Here is a 16,147-nt window from a genome sequence, read left to right on the forward strand (position 1 = left end):
TTATTTTTGATCTACTACTGTAGAGATTGTTTGTGTTAACATGATGAATATTCTCTTGATGACGGAGGGGTCCTAGTTGAATATTCTGTCACTAGCTCGTAAGTGGTTTGGTCGACTTCGCTTTAAAAGCAAGGTTATAACGGTATTTCTTCCGCTAATTATTGTTTCTCTGCTTACTCTTGGACTGTTGTCCAACCAGCTTTTCAGCCGTTCTTTGATAGACCGAACCACCAGCAACGTGGTCGATGAGTCTCAGCTTATCTTGTCTCGGACCGATTACATATTCAGCAGTGTGGAAACAGCGGCCAATATTATGGTGACGAATATTAACCGGATGTATGATTCATACGGTGCCAAACCTGGTACTGCGATGGAGTCTATTCAGTTTGGAAACTTGATGCAGAGCCGCCTATCCATTGATTTGTCAATCTTTCGTGAGGTGGATGCCGCTGTATTTATTGATAATGAAGGGACAATTTTCGCCTCTTATACCGAAAGCGGGGATGATCGCAAGATCTATAGCATGCTTAAGCGGGTAAGGGAATCTGAAAGTTATGGACAGGCACTCTGGTTTGATATGGAGAAGAGGGATTTCCTAACACCAGATCCGAACTCTCCGGTTTTGACGTTGGGGAAGACGGTCATTAATATAGACACGGGCGAACCCTACGGAACCCTTTTTCTGTTAGTGAAGGAAGAAGGTTTGGCCGATTACTTCCGTTCCAGCGATCCGGATGCGCCCAAATCTTATTATTTTTTAGATAACGGAATGCGCGTGGCGGTGGCAGAAGACAATGAGATGCTGATGAATCCGGTGAATCCACAGCTAGGTGAGGCCATCCAACGTTGTGCGCCTAATGCATCCCAAGGAACGTGCTCATTCGAGGATGAGGGCAATCTGGTAACGGTCACTGATTATACCCGGATGGATTGGAAGTTGGTCAATATCGTATCTCTTAGCCTGCTTACGGCTGATGTCCGGCAAAATGTTAGATTGTCGCTCTTAATCGGCATATTGTGCCTTGTTTTTTCCTGGCTGGGCGCTAGCTTTCTATCCAAAATGGTCGTTAGCCCTCTCGAACATCTGACTAGGGCCATGCGAAAAGTAGTAACTGGTGACCTGCAAGCGGTTACGACAGTCCGCACAGAGGATGAGATCGGTACGATTGCTGAAGCGTTTAACTTTATGGTAAGAAGAGTTCGGGAGCTGCTGGATGAGGTAAGGCAGGAACAGAACCGTAAGCGTGAATATGAGCTCGCACTGATAAGCGCCCAAATTAAACCGCATTTTCTGTACAACACTTTGGATACCATTTATGCACTCAATGAGTTAGATCGTAATGATGAGGCTAGAGATACTACAAAAGCGCTAGCAGATTTTTATCGAATGGTGCTGAACAAGGGACGGGAATTAATTACTTTAGAAAAGGAAGCTCAGATTACTGATGATTACCTGACGATTTTGCAAATCCGTTATCCCGATGTGTTTCGCTATGAAGTGGATATCCCTGCCGAGCTTGCAGGTACACCTATCCCGAAGCTCTCGCTTCAGCCGCTTGTCGAGAATTCGATTTACCATGGTCTTAAGAAGAAAGGAACAAAAGGTTTTATCCGTATTTTTGCCTTTAAACAGGGTGATAAGGTGATCGTTCGGGTGGAGGACAACGGTGTGGGGATGGATGAATTCCAAGTTCAGACTATTATGTCCAGACATTTACCGAAAGAAGGAATACGATCAATCGGTACCTACAGTGTTCAGCAACGACTGAGTCTGTATTTTGGCGAGGAGTATGGGATATCCGTTCAAAGTATTCTCGCGGAGGGAACAACTGTTGACCTGTCGTTGCCGATGCTGCCAAAGGGGAGTGAACACCAAGATGTATAAAGTGATGATTGTCGATGATGAGCCGCTGTTCCGAGACTTTCTGCGTATAAAGATAGATTGGGAAAGTCATGGCTTTCGGGTTTGCTGCGAAGCAAGGAACGGACAGGAAGCACTTCAAGAAGCCGAGCGGCATCAGCCGCATCTCGCCCTCGTAGATATCAATATGCCCTTCATTGATGGAATTGAATTAGCCGAGAGGTTGAAAGTCAAGTTCGAACGCATCGTTATTGTATTCATATCTGGACATAACGAATTTGAATACCTACAGAAGGCGGTTCGAACCGGAGTGCAGGATTATTTGTTGAAGCCGTTCAATGCAGAAGAAATGCTCTCGATGTTGGAACGTATTAAGCCGAAACTACCGGTGTTTCTGCAGGAGAGCGAAAGTACCGAGTGGGGTCATGGTAGCGAAGCGTTGCACGGCAGAGCAAGTATGCCTGATTTGGGCCATCTGCGTGATGCAGTCGTGCTAGACCTTCGATTGAAAGACAGTGAAACGTTAGAGGAAGTCCGTAAGGCAATCCAGCAGCTTAGTATATATAAGTGGGGGGACGAATACGCGGACGCGATGCTTATGGGAATCGTATCTCTAGCACTTTCCTTTGCAAGTGAACGCGGCATTCCTTATGATCGGCTATGGGATGAAGGTTTGAACAAGTCTCCTTATGACCGGCTTCGGGAGTTAGATTCCTGGGAGGCTGCTGAAGGATGGATGCTCGCTTTGTACCGCAGGCTGATCCAATTGATGGAGAATATGCACTCTACGAAGGCTTCCAATCTTTTTGCTGCGGCGATCACCTATATCGAGGAGCATTATGCAGACACAGAGTTGTCTGCTGAGCAGGTTTCGTGTGGGGTTTTCGTCGATCCCAGCTATCTGCGGCGCGTCTTCCGCAAGGAGTCCGGCTTCTCCATAGTGGATCATATTACACATATTCGGATGAAGAAGGCTAAGGAGCTCTTACTGAACAGAAATCGGAAGTTGGCGGAAATCGCTGAAAGTGTTGGATACAGTGACCCCAATTATTTCAGCAAATGCTTCAAGAAACGCTTTGGCATGACACCGACTGAATATGAGCAACTCCAAAAAAGGTAGCTCTTGTCCTGCGAGGCAGAACAACATCGATTTAAGCCTGGCGGTTTTCCTATATGGAGAACCGCTGCTCTATTTGTCCCGTTTTTTACTGATTATGCCCGTTTTATTCCTTAATCAAGAAAAGAAGCGGGAGTATACTGTAGTTATGAAAATGAAAGCGCAAACATAAAACACACTGCATAAGGGGGATTAAACAAATGAAAAAAACTTACAGAAGTTGGGGTGCAGCTTTGCTAGTGCTCACCATGTCTATTGGATTGGTCGCTTGTGGTGGAGATAAATCAGCTTCCTCCCAGGGCGGGACGGGAGACACAAAGATCAAATTGAAGGTATATGCGCAGCATTTTGACGCCGATACCACCAAGCCGTTCGATTATGCGGTGGAAGAACTCAAAAAGGACATGCCAAACGTTGAGATTGAACTGGATCCTGCCGTTCAGGACGGGTACCAGAAGCTGAAGACTTATGCAGCGACAGGAAACATGCCGGATATTTATTTCACGGATTGGCCAACTCTGCAAACTTTAGCAAAATCCAAAAATGTCGAGGTGCTGGACAACTATGAGACAACGGCTAAATTCAAGGAGAATCTTAATCCGGGTGTTGAATCTCGTTTAGTAGCTCCAGATAATCATGTGTACGCTTATCCGGATACAGGCATTGAATTCCAGCTTATCTATTACAACAAGTCGATTTTTGAGAAGGCGGGGATCGAAACGCCGATTAGGACGATTGATCAAATGGGCGAAGCAGCTAAAAAGTTGAAAGCTGCAGGTTATGTGCCCATGTCGATCTTTGCCAAGGAAAAGTGGATTACGACTGCTTTTTATAATGGGCTGGTCACAAGAGAGCAGCCGCAAGGATTCGGAGCACTTGATCAGAAAGGTGTAAAAGCATTGCCAGAAGCGTTTGTAACGGCAGCACAGCAGATGAAGCAATTGCAGCAAGCCGGATTGTTCGACGCAAATGCCACGAACACCAATTATGATCAGGCATCGTCCCTGTTCTATCAGGGAAAGGCTGCCATGTTTGTGAACGGACAATGGGAAATTTACAGTTCACAGGAAAAGCTGGGCGACCAGGTCGACTGGATGTACTGGCCAGCAAAGGATGAAGCAACCTACGAGAAGTCCAAATATTTTATCGACGGTGCAGGCTCGCCACAGGGTTACGCAGTATCGTCGAGTAGCGAGAACAAGGAAACTGCCGTAAAGGTAGCAGCATTCCTTGCGACAAAGTCAGCCGAGTACAAATATACCCAACTCGGAAGTCCTATCGTTTCGCCGAAAGTGGATAAGCAAATCGCCTCCACTGTTCCAGCAATGATGCAGCGAGTCGCCAAAGAGTTGCTGCCAAACGCCAAGGAATATGCTCAGCTTCTGAGCAATACCAAAATTCAGAACACAATCAATGACAATACCCAGAATCTGATGGTGGACAACTTTTTGGTAGAGGGTTTTGTGAACAATCTGAACAGTACATTGGAGAAAGAAAACTGAGGAGAAAGAAAACTGATAATCCAGGGACAAGCAACCTCTGGCGACATAAGTCGCTGGGGGGAGCCGTCCCGAAAATAAGGGGTGGAAGCAACACATGAATAAATATTTGGGGAACAAACCGGCGCTGGCACTGTTTCTGCTCCCTGCTTTGATCCTGTACAGTGTGATCCTGATTTATCCTGTTCTGCAGACCGTTCTTCGTAGCTTTTATGAGTGGGATGGCCTTAGTACGCCGATCTTTTCGGGATTGAGTAATTACCGGGAGCTCTTTTCCGATCCTTTACTTTCCACTTCGCTTAAGAACGGATTGATATTTGCAATTGTACTGGTGGTCTTTCAGATTGGACTGGGAACGCTATTGGCGCTGATTTGTGCAGACCCGCGTACACGCGGGCGGAAAATACTGAAAACGGCTTATTTTATTCCGGTTGTTCTGTCGGTAACTGTGGTGTGCCAGCTGTGGATCGCCATTTACGACCCGACCAACGGACTGATCAACCGGCTGTTCGATCTTTTGAATATCCCGTATCAGCAAAATTGGCTGAGCTCCCCGACAGCATCAATTATTGCCATCGCCTTCGTTAATGCCTGGCAGTTTATGGGGTATCAATTCGCGCTGCTATATGCAGGGGTTAAGTCAGTACCTGAGGACTATTTTGAAGCCGCCACGATTGACGGTTGCAGCAAATGGAGAGCGCATCTGCATGTTACACTTCCTCTGATGAGGGAAACGTACAAATTCTGCTTTATTATCGCGATTACCTCTGGGATAGGCGCCTTTGTGCAGATGCTGATTATGACTAACGGGGGACCTGGTACTACAAATTATACAATGACATTCATGATTTACCGCTATGCTTTTATGGAGAGCAACTATGGCTATGCGTGTGCTGTATCTGTGCTGCTTGTACTGATCTCGCTGCTGGCAACTTTAGTTATCAATAAGCTGTTCGATCGCGGACAAACCGCCTGATGAGGTGCGTATTGAAAAGGAGAACGAAATGAGTAAAACCGCTGTGAGCAAGTTCAGACAAGCTGTCCTGCAGATACCGCTGTGGTTGTATGTGATTGTTTCGATTTATCCGTTGTTCTGGATGGTTTCCTACTCGTTGAAGAACAATGATGAGATCTTTGTTACCAACCCATTCGGACTACCAACGCATTTTCGTTACGAAAATTACATCAATGCTTGGACGCAATTTAATATTCCTCGTTACTTTCTAAACAGTCTGGTCGTATCAACGATTTCGACTCTGTTCATCCTTTTATTGGCACTGATGTTTGCCTTTGCAGTGGCTCGCATGAGATGGAGGTTTCGTTCTGCTGTCCGAACTTATATGATCATAGGAATGTTTATGCCGCTACAGGTTATTATGATACCGCTGGCGATTCTGGTTCGCGATTTTCATCTTACGAATACGTATGGAGCTCTTATTCTTCCTTATATCGCAATTGGCCTTCCTTTCTCGTCAATGATTTTCTATGGGTTCCTGGCAGGAATTCCTAAGGAGATTGAAGAGGCGGCATGTATGGATGGAGCTAATATTTATAGACTGTTCCTAAAAATCATTATGCCGCTTGCAGTGCCTGCAATTGCGACTGTAGCCATTTTTCAGTTCTTGAACAACTGGAATGAGTTCACTTTGGCCTATATTCTGATTTCTGATGAGAATATGAAGACCTTGCCGCTAGGCTTGCTTTTCTTCCAGGGCTCCTACAGCACGGATTGGGGGGCCATGGGAGCTGTTATGACTATCGCTTCCCTACCGATGGTACTAGTCTATCTGTTCTTGAGTGAACAAGTGGAGCGGGCAATGACGGTGGGTTCCGCTGTAAAAGGATAGAAAGGATAAACTGCCCAGGTTTGAGAATCAGAAAAAAGATTCTCTAGCCGGGCATTTTTGTTATGTACATACGCTAGTTTAATCTGACGATGGTTTGTGGCTAATCAGAAACCTTACAACAAAATAAAGGTTTTTGTAAGTTTCAACTGTTGTTCATTATGTAGAAGCTGTTATGCTGGTAAACAGCTAGGCAAGGAAAGAAGTGAGCAGATTTTGAAAGATCCAAAGCAAAGTTTCAATGAAACATTAAAAATTCCTAAAAGAACCATTATAACAGTCACCGTTATTGTTATTATAATTATATTGTTAATCACTCTGGTGCTCGGCACCATGCATATTATTCGGGATTCAATATACACCACCATGAAAACCTCCTAAATCTACAACCAAGGGGGTTAGATTGTTGTTATTGCTTGAACGATCGAATAAAGGCATTATATAGAGAAATCAGTTGTTAAAAATTCAAGCACTAAGAAGGTAGAAAACACGATGCAAAAGATATTAATAGTAGAGGATGATCCTCAAATCAGTTCCTTGCTCCAATCTTATCTTGAGAAATATGGTTATCAAGGGATTAACGTTTCAAATTTTGATCAAGTTCTGGCTATCTTTCAAGAGGTAAAGCCTGATTTGGTACTACTTGATGTGAATCTACCTCGCTTTGATGGATTTTATTGGTGCAGGCAAATACGGACTCAGTCTACATGCCCCATCCTTTTTGTTTCTGCACGCGATGATAAAATGGATCAGGTCATTGCTTTGCAAAACGGAGCAGATGATTACATTACGAAACCATTTTATCCCGAAGTACTGTTAGCCAAAGTAGAAAGCAATCTGCGACGTGCCTATGGCTCTTATGCTGTTGCCCCAAAATCACGTTCCTTAAAAGTGGCAGATTTGACGCTATATCCCGATATTATGGAACTTGTATTCCATGACAAGCAGGTAGAAATTAGCCAGAAGGAAGCAGCACTGCTAGAGCTATTGATGACGTATCCTAAGCAGGTTGTGGGTAGAGTTCATCTCTTAGAGGCTTTATGGGATGATCACCAATATGTGGGCGAAAACACACTGAATGTTTATGTCACTCGGGTCCGCAAAAAGCTGAGTGAGCTGGGACTAGGGGATATCATAGAGACGGTTAGAGGGGCTGGCTATCGGCTTCACTTGAGTGAGGAGGAAGAACGGTGAAGCTTTTTTGGCGTGACCATTTTTCGCTGGTGATTTTTAATATCATCCAACTTTTTCTTGTGTTAAGTATCTATTGGATGGATGGTTACCGTAACTGGTCGACGGCCCTGTATTCCGTCTTTTTTGGGGCCTCCATATTGCTGGTTTATTTGCTCTTCCAGTATGTCATGTACTCTGGTTTATATCGCATATTATCCACTGCAAACATTAGAGATTTAGATGAGCTTATTCAGATGAAGGTACTTAATCCGTTAGCCTCTTCTTTGCAACATTTGCTTTTACAATATTATCGATTGTATCAGTCCCGAATTCATCAGTTAGAGCATCAGCAGCGCGATCATATTACGTTTATCAATCAGTGGGTTCACCAGATGAAAACTCCTCTTTCTGTTATTCATTTAATCCTTAAAGGAAAAATAGATCCCGAATCGGATCAGATTCACGATGAGATTGATCGAATGGGAAAAGGACTGGACATGATTTTGTATATGTCACGATTGGAATCCTTTGAACCTGACTTTCATGTGGAGCCTGTTGTATTACGAAAACTGGTTAGTGATGTGATTTATGATAACAAAAGATTATTGATTCGCAACGAAATTTATCCTTCCAATGAAGTGGACGAGCAGTTGAGTGTGATTACCGATGCCAAGTGGCTAAGATTCATAATTAACCAATTGGTGACCAATGCCGTGAAATACTCTTCAGGTCATGCCCACAATCTGAAACTAATGTCTGACGTAAGAGAGCATGTCATTGTGTTGGAAGTACAGGATGAGGGGATTGGTATCCCTAAAAAAGACGTAGAACGGGTATTTGAGGCATATTATACAGGTGAAAATGGGCGGAAGTATCGTGAATCAACCGGGATGGGACTCTATTTGGTGTCTGAAATCTGCAAAAGACTGAATCATGATATTCAACTGAAATCGACGGTTGGTGAAGGGACAACGGTTCAAATCCTGTTTTCAATTCACAAATGAGAAACCTTACAACACATTTAAGGTTTTTGTAATGTTAATCGATCGCTTCACTTTGTCTGGATGGATTATGATCATAACATAGGAAAAGGAAAGGAATGAATTATGGAGATTGTACGAATGGATCAAGTCACCAAAATATACTATGGCAAGGTTCCCTACCGAGCCCTTAACAACATCCATTTAACGATCAAACAAGGTGAGTTTGTTGGTATTATGGGGCCGTCTGGTAGTGGGAAGACCACATTATTAAACATGATTTCGACCATTGATATGCCGACTTCTGGCGAGGTTTGCATTAAAGGTGAAAATTTAAATCAGCTCAAGAAGGATAAGCTGGCTTTATTTCGTCGCAAAGAGCTGGGACTTGTATTTCAGGACTTTAATTTGCTGGAAACCCTCACTTTGGGAGAGAACATACTGTTTCCTCTGATGCTGAATAAAAAAGGATTAAAGGAAATGGAGCTTAAACTGGAAGAGGTAGCGAAGAAACTGGATATTTTTGATGTTTTGGATAAACGGCCTTATGAGGTGTCAGGGGGACAAAAGCAACGGGCAGCCATTGGTAGGGCTATTATTCACTCTCCTTCACTCCTGCTCGCAGATGAACCCACTGGAAATCTCGATTCCAAGTCTTCACGTGTTGTGATGGAAATGCTGGGACTTATCCACCGTGTAGATTATTCCACAATCGTGCTGGTAACACACGGTGCAATGGAAGCCAGTTATTGTGATCGGGTAATTTTTATAAAAGATGGTGAGTTATATAATGAAATCCACCGTAGTCATAGTCAGCAAATATTTTTTCAGGAAATCATAGATATGCTCTCCTTTTTGGGGGGAAGTAGACATGCACATGAGCTTTCGTCTGTTAGCATGGAATAATCTCAAACGCAATGTACGTGCTTATGTACCTTATTATTTAAGCAGCTCATTGATGATTTCGATTTTTTTCGTATATGCGATATTTATTTTTCACCCGGATGTCTCAAATGCAATCACAGCAGCTAATGTAAAAAAAGGATTACAAGTTGCTGATCTGTTGATTTTTGTATTTTCCTTTTTTTTCGTATTATACACAAACCATATCTTTGTAGCTGCACGTAAGAAAGAATTGGGTATATTGACCATTTTAGGGACACATCACAGACAAATATATTTTTTGGTCGCATATGAAAATCTAATTATAGGTTTTTTATCCTTGGTTACCGGGATTATCGGAGGATTTATTTCAGCGAAATTCTTTCTGCTTTTGGGCTCCAATGTCATAGGAATGTATTTAACGTTTTATTTTCCTTGGAAAGCACTGGCTTTCACAGGAATTGGCTTTATGTTTTTGTTTATATTGATCTCACTTGTGTCTGTTTTCTTCATACGCCATTTTAAATTACAGCAGCTTTTTAACAAGGTTCCACAGCTCAAAAAGGAATTAAAAGCTTCATGGAGTCTTTCCTTTCTTGCGATAGTGTTAATAGGAGCGGCTGTATATTTAATGAAGCTTGATTTTCCACCATACATTTATCTGGCACCGTATCGTTTAGGGACTCTTTCTTTTTATATATTGCACTATTCGGTTGGAGACACATTTAAATACACAATTGTAATGGGGTTTATTGGTACTTACTTATTTTATACTCAATTATGTGTACTATTCATTCAACTGCTTAGAGCTAACAGGAAATGGTCTTGGAGCGGAACACGTTTGTTATGGTTATCTGAGATCACATACAAAATTAGGAATAATGCCGGGCTGTTTTCATTGATTACCTTAATTTCTATCATTTCCTGTGTAGGAGCAGCGTCAACTTTTGACTCCATGCAGCAGCAAAAAAGATTTCTAAGGGAGCAATCTTATTCATTTGCACTTTCTTCTGATGTAGTAAGTTCTAGAGAGCTTGAAAAAGAGATTGACCAAAATCTTTATACGGCTGGGGTAGATTATTCGAAAAGTGAAATACTGATCTTTCCCTTTCGTGAACAGTTCGCACCTGTGATGAAACAATCCAACTATGAAGCTCTTACTTCCAGGTTTAAGGAACTAAAACAGACAGCCGCACTTCGGGATCATCAAGGCTTTTTCATTTTTGATTCTAATGGAATGTCTTTAGAAGAACAGAAAACCTTTTTTGAAAAAAAGCTAACTTATAATCAAGGAAAATCTCAGATTATGAATATTCAGATTATGGATACTCAGAAGATAGACCACAGCATAAAGTTTGTTGAAAACATCATCTCTGAACTAGGAAGGTTACTTGTTGTTTCAGATCGAACTTACGACCATTTAGTTGAACAACGGTACTTCAATGTTCCATTAGCATACAAATCTGTTTATTATTTTGTGCCAAAATGGAAGAATGGTCAACTTTCATTAGAAACTTCTGAAACTCAACAGGAGATATGGTTGTATTCCGTGTTGGCCAACAAGGTGAATAAAGGGGTACTTAACTCTAGAGCAGTGGATTATTTGACATCGGAGATGGATCTGAATATTAGTGAATTTATTGGCGGATTTATCGCCATTATTATGTTGGCAAGCACTGTAAGTCTGTTGTATTTCAGATTGTATGTAGATCTTCAACGGGATGAGGAAATATACCGAGCTTTATCGAAAATCGGATTAAACTCAAGGGAAATGAGACGAGCTGCATCCAGACAAATTGCTTTCCTATTTCTTCTGCCATTAGTCGTATCATCCGTAGGAGTAGTGCTTTGTTTATTTATGTCAGAACCATCTGGAATAAATGTAGCACCCTTTCATCTTACGCTTATTCAGATTATGCTTTGCTTTTGGGCAATCCAATTCTTTTCCTTTCTTATTGTACGTTTCCTGTACCTTCGTCAATTGGATTTAAAGATGCTGTAAAGAGCGATAAGCCGTGTGTGAAAGAATAGCAGGAGGGCAGGATTATACCTCCCTTCTGGAATCTGCACGGATGATAGAAGATGCAGTTCTCAATTCATGACATCCTTGATGGAGAGTTGTGCAAAGAAATTGTAATGAAGAGGAAGAATCAAAATTCATATAACAACGTATTTATTAGACTTAATGAAACTTAGAAAGAGGGGGGTTCTATGAAAAAACGTATGTTCATTTTATTGTTGTTGGCCTTATCGGCCAGTTCATTTTCAGAGTCCTTTGTTCATGCAGAGCGGCAGCAGGTTTCCAATGCAAGTGTGAAAATAACACTGAGTCAAGCACAGCAATGGGCACGATCTAATAGCTTTAGCTTGAAGGAGGCTCAGCAAGCGATAGATCGTAACCGGATTAACCTAAAAAATGCAGGTAAGAATCTGGATTTCATCCCAGCAGGTGCGGGCAACGGTGAAGAGGACGCGGCTAGTAGTTCAGCCTGGAAAGGGTATGCCTCATCGACGGTTTCTTATTTGGAATCCAAAAAGCAAATCGAACTTGCCCAAGATCAGGCGGATTACTCTGCAATGAAGAATTATTATGACGTACTTCTAGCTGAAAACAAAGTAAAGAGCAGTGAGGATGCACTTTCGCTCGCACTACTGGAAGAAAAAGCTGCTGAAGCGAAGGCCAACCGTGGAAAAATTTCTCCAGGTGATCAAAGCACGATTATTCAGACTCGTATAGAGGCTCAAAAGAATGTAGACATTGCAAAGGCTGCACTGCAAAAAGCGATGGATTCACTAAATACGCAAATGGGCCAACCTCAAGGTACGGTGTATGAACTGGTGGATCGAGCTGTTTACCGGAAGATGGATAACACGAATTTAGATACGCTTGTGACGCGTGCCATCTCGGCGAGTCCTTCGGTATGGAGACAGGAGGAGGCAGTCAAGCTGGCAAAGATGGAAATTAAATATTACACGTGGAACTCGGGAACTGACGATTATGAAATTAAACAGATTGATGTAGACTCAGCGGAAGGCGGATTGGAAAATACCAAGGATCAATTAGCAGAAACACTGAAGAATATGTACTTTAACTTACAGCAGAGTTATGAACAATACGAACAAATGCAAAGTAATCTACAGAACGCCAATAAAGTATTAGATATATCTCGTAAAAAAAAGGAACGAGGATTTGCTACAGGTACGGAGGTAGCCACGAATCAGTTAAAAGTGAAGCAAATTGAACGGAATAAGGATGAACTAATTGTTCAAATGACGCTGCTGCAACATGCTTTAAACAAACCGTGGAGCGTATAGGTTTTAGAAAAAATACATTTTAAGGGGATATAACATTGTCGGAAACAGAAAAGAAAGATGCATTGCAAGTGTTAAGAAGGAAAAAAAGATTGAGAGGGATCATAGGTATTCTTGTCTTGATCATTATAGCGGGAATTGGAAGTTTTGTTTATATGAAAAAGGGGCAGGAAAAGCCCGTGGAGAGTCCTGCGAACCAGATTGTACAGGTACAGAAAACAAACATGACGGATTCGCTTAAAGTGACTGGGACCGTTCAGGCTTCCAAGGAAGTAAATATTAATTTTACAAATGTCGAGGGTGCCAAGCTCATCGCTGTCAATATCAAAGCAGGAGATAGTGTCAAAGCAGGTCAGGTTCTAGCACGATTAGATGATTCGGATGCCAGGCTGCAAATTAAGGATGCCGAATCCAATGTCGCGATTGCAAGGGCCAAGCTGGAGGAAGCCAAGCGCGGACCCAAAACCAATGATATCGAGCTCCAGAAAACCAATGTCTTAAAGGCACAAATGGCGATTAAAACAGCCAAGAACGATATGGAGTTAGAGGAAGCCGCTGCACAAAAGGTGGCAGTCAAGGTGACTTTGGATAAGGCCCAGAAGGATTATGATGACCAGGCTTATCTGGTTCAGAATGATGCGGCAGCAGAAAGTGACCTGGCGACAGCCAAGCAAAATCTGGATAAGGCAAAACTGGATATGAGCAATGCGGAGCTGCAGTACAAGAAGGCACAGACCAAACAGACTGAGGCAATTGAGGAGGCGGAAATGGGCTTTAAAACAGCTTTAATAAATTTAAAGGCTGCACAGTCCCCGCCTGAAGCTTCCAACATCCAATCTGCACAGGCTTCTTTACAGCAGGCTGAAACGGCATTAGAGCAGAAGAAAAGTGTCCTGAGCAAATTACAGGTTACGGCACCGTGGGACGGGATCATTTTGAAGGTCAACGGCGATGTGGGTACTAGTCCTACTGCACCTTTTATTGTAATGAATAACTCCAATACAGGCGTTATGAAGGTTCTTGCCAAGGTTAACGAAAGTGATATTGCTAAATTGAAGACCGGACTTCAGGCTACAATGCACTCGAATTCATTCCCGGACAAACAATTTAAAGGCGAAGTACGCTTTGTTTCTCCAGAGCCGGTTACCGAATCTAATGTGACTACATACAAAATTGAATTGTCTTTGGATAGCCAAAAAATAAGGCTGCAACCGGGGATGAACATGGATGTATCACTCCTCTTGGCTGAACGTAAAGATGCGCTGTCTGTTCCATTGTTTGCACTGAGATCTGAAGGTGGAGTGGACGGAGTATATGTAGCGAAGAACCCAGCAAACCCTGCAGATTATGAATTCAGACCTGTGAAGCTGGGTGTTTATACAGCGGATCAGGCCGAAATCAAGTCCGGTGTCAAGGAAGGCGAGACCATTGTTATTCCGCCTCAGGCCGGTGCTGGTTCGAATGGCAGTCAAGAGGGCCAGGACCCTGATGGGGGTCAGGCACAATGAACGAAGTTCAATTAAATAAAAACGTTATTGAAATTAAAGCATTAAAAAAAATATATGAGGTAGGCGGACAGGAGATTCAGGCTCTACGTGGTGTGAATTTATCTATTAGCGAAGGTGAGTTTGTTGCCATAATGGGTCCCTCTGGTTCGGGTAAGTCCACCATGATGAATGTCATTGGTTGCCTCGATCATCCTGATACCGGGAAGTATTATCTGGATGGGTATTCCATATTGGATGCTCGTGAGAACGAGCTTTCCGAGATTCGAAATCAGAAACTGGGTTTTGTGTTTCAAAAATTCTATCTACTTTCCCGAACTACAGCATTAGCAAATGTAGAGCTACCTATGATGTATGCAGGTATACCTGCCAAGGAACGCCGGGAACGAGCCGTGGAGGCGCTTCGAAGTGTAGGCCTTGCAGAACGGATGTACAACAAACCTAACGAGCTTTCTGGCGGTCAGCAGCAACGTGTCTCTATTGCGCGTGCGTTGGTGAATAATCCTGTTATTCTGCTGGCGGATGAGCCAACGGGGGCACTGGATACGAAGACGAGCGTCGAGATTATGGAGCTATTTCAGGGTTTGAATGAGCAGGGGAAAACCATCGTCTTGGTTACTCATGAGCTGGAAATCGCTGAATATGCCAAGCGGTTGATCAGCTTTCGGGATGGAGATATTGAGCGTGATGAAAGCATTACCAATAGAAGAATTTCATCAAGGATGGCGAGCCTATGAATTTGATGGAAACGATCCGTGTATCAATTAATAGTTTAACGACCAATAAGCTGCGCTCTTTTTTAACGATTCTCGGTATTATTATCGGGGTGGCAGCGGTTATTGCCATTATGGCGATCGGAAACGGCTCTACAGCCCGCATAAAAGCAGAAATTAATAAATTAGGGAATAACGTATTGATGGTTGCTCCAGCTATGACAATGGTCGATGGTGAAATAGATTTGGACAACACGCCCTCGTTTACTTGGGCTGATGTCGAGGCGTTGGAACAAAAGAATTCTATAGATGCATTGATGCCAAATATATCGAGCAATTCAAAAGCTGCGTGGGGGCGATATAACTATAACGCTACTATTGTAGGGACTTCCACTTCATTCTATAAGGTCAAAAAGTTTTCCTTTGCTGAGGGCAGAACATTTACCAACGATGAGATGGATAAACGCATGAATGTCGCCATTCTTGAAAGCCAAGCGGTTCAACGTCTTTTTGGTGGAGATACCCAAAATGTATTGGGACGAACGTTTCAAATTAAACAGATTCCTTTCAAGGTGATCGGAGTATTGAATACTCAGCCAGTTACGAACTTAAGCTATAGTACTAATGAACAAATTTACATCCCTGCTACAACCATGATGAACCGTCTGGGTGAGAAAAACATTACGGGATTGGACGTGTCTGCCAAGTCACCAGCTTTGATGGATCAGGCTCGTCTAGACATATTGGAAAGCTTGCGTGTGACGCATCAGCTAAAACCCTCGGAACCGGATCAATTTCAAATTATGAGTCAGTCAGAGGCAGCAGGTGCAGCTTCCGGTGTAGATAATATCATGACCAGCTTACTGGGTGGTGTAGCCGCGATATCGCTCGTGGTAGGGGGAATCGGAATTATGAATATTATGATGGTTTCGGTTATAGAGCGTACAAGAGAAATCGGTATTCGGAAAGCCATTGGTGCCAAGCCGAGAGATATTATGATTCAATTTCTATCTGAAGCGGTCATCTTTGGTCTGTTAGGAGGTACAATCGGGGTTGTAACAGGCATAGGAGCGTCCAAAATAATCGAAGCAACGACACATATGACCATTGAATTTACGATCTCGCCTATTATATATTCGTTTCTTAGCTCTGCGGGCACAGGCATCCTATTTGGAGTATACCCGGCTTATAAAGCAGCAAGTTTAAAGCCTATAGATGCATTGAGATACGAATAATTTCAATTGGCACATGGTCGCAAAAT

At 42.8% G+C, this 16,147-nt stretch carries 13 protein-coding genes; all 13 read left to right on the top strand.

The genetic code is table 11. From position 1 onward, the window contains the following. The first annotated feature begins 76 nt into the window (after positions 1-76). The 13 genes from NLX82_RS24660 to NLX82_RS24720 all read left to right on the top strand — a co-directional run bounded on the left by NLX82_RS24660 (position 77) and on the right by NLX82_RS24720 (position 16,121). A complete protein-coding gene (locus tag NLX82_RS24660; protein WP_028541315.1) occupies positions 77-1,885 on the top strand; it encodes a cache domain-containing sensor histidine kinase in 1,809 nt (602 codons plus the stop codon). Continuing rightward, complete coding sequence (locus NLX82_RS24665; RefSeq protein ID WP_028541314.1) at positions 1,878-2,981, top strand: response regulator transcription factor; 1,104 nt, start codon at positions 1,878-1,880, stop codon at positions 2,979-2,981. Before NLX82_RS24660 ends, NLX82_RS24665 begins: the two co-directional genes overlap by 8 nt. 197 nt (positions 2,982-3,178) lie before the next feature. After that, positions 3,179-4,480 (top strand): ABC transporter substrate-binding protein, encoded by a 1,302-nt coding sequence (locus NLX82_RS24670; protein WP_068938439.1) that lies wholly within the window; start codon positions 3,179-3,181, stop codon positions 4,478-4,480. 94 nt (positions 4,481-4,574) lie between these two features. Beyond that, positions 4,575-5,453, top strand: coding sequence for a carbohydrate ABC transporter permease (locus NLX82_RS24675; RefSeq protein WP_053325421.1), 879 nt, complete (start codon positions 4,575-4,577; stop codon positions 5,451-5,453). Between the two features lie 28 nt (positions 5,454-5,481). After that, complete coding sequence (locus NLX82_RS24680; RefSeq protein ID WP_254349208.1) at positions 5,482-6,324, top strand: carbohydrate ABC transporter permease; 843 nt, start codon at positions 5,482-5,484, stop codon at positions 6,322-6,324. Between the two features lie 489 nt (positions 6,325-6,813). Then, positions 6,814-7,515: a response regulator transcription factor gene (locus tag NLX82_RS24685; protein WP_023988571.1), complete on the top strand. Its 702-nt coding sequence runs from the start codon at positions 6,814-6,816 to the stop codon at positions 7,513-7,515. Continuing rightward, on the top strand, positions 7,512-8,498 hold the full coding sequence (locus NLX82_RS24690) for a sensor histidine kinase (protein WP_068938438.1): 987 nt from the start codon (positions 7,512-7,514) through the stop codon (positions 8,496-8,498). The genes NLX82_RS24685 and NLX82_RS24690 overlap by 4 nt, the downstream gene beginning before the upstream one ends. A 102-nt stretch (positions 8,499-8,600) precedes the next feature. Continuing rightward, complete coding sequence (locus NLX82_RS24695; RefSeq protein ID WP_023988573.1) at positions 8,601-9,380, top strand: ABC transporter ATP-binding protein; 780 nt, start codon at positions 8,601-8,603, stop codon at positions 9,378-9,380. After that, positions 9,346-11,358: an ABC transporter permease gene (locus NLX82_RS24700; RefSeq protein WP_068938437.1), complete on the top strand. Its 2,013-nt coding sequence runs from the start codon at positions 9,346-9,348 to the stop codon at positions 11,356-11,358. The genes NLX82_RS24695 and NLX82_RS24700 overlap by 35 nt, the downstream gene beginning before the upstream one ends. 209 nt (positions 11,359-11,567) lie before the next feature. Then, positions 11,568-12,671, top strand: a complete 1,104-nt coding sequence (locus tag NLX82_RS24705; RefSeq protein WP_076160463.1) for a TolC family protein — start codon at positions 11,568-11,570, stop codon at positions 12,669-12,671. Positions 12,672-12,706: 35 nt separating this feature from the next. Further along, positions 12,707-14,176: an efflux RND transporter periplasmic adaptor subunit gene (locus NLX82_RS24710; RefSeq protein WP_071558757.1), complete on the top strand. Its 1,470-nt coding sequence runs from the start codon at positions 12,707-12,709 to the stop codon at positions 14,174-14,176. Next, entirely contained in the window at positions 14,173-14,910 is a 738-nt protein-coding gene (locus NLX82_RS24715) for an ABC transporter ATP-binding protein (protein WP_025723380.1), read from the top strand. Before NLX82_RS24710 ends, NLX82_RS24715 begins: the two co-directional genes overlap by 4 nt. After that, positions 14,907-16,121 carry an ABC transporter permease gene (locus tag NLX82_RS24720; RefSeq protein WP_028541307.1) on the top strand — a complete coding sequence of 405 codons (1,215 nt, stop codon included), beginning with the start codon at positions 14,907-14,909 and terminating at the stop codon, positions 16,119-16,121. The genes NLX82_RS24715 and NLX82_RS24720 overlap by 4 nt, the downstream gene beginning before the upstream one ends. The last annotated feature ends 26 nt before the right edge of the window (positions 16,122-16,147 follow it).

The sequence above is a fragment of the Paenibacillus sp. A3M_27_13 genome (assembly GCF_024213315.1).
GTDB lineage: Bacteria > Bacillota > Bacilli > Paenibacillales > Paenibacillaceae > Paenibacillus > Paenibacillus polymyxa_B.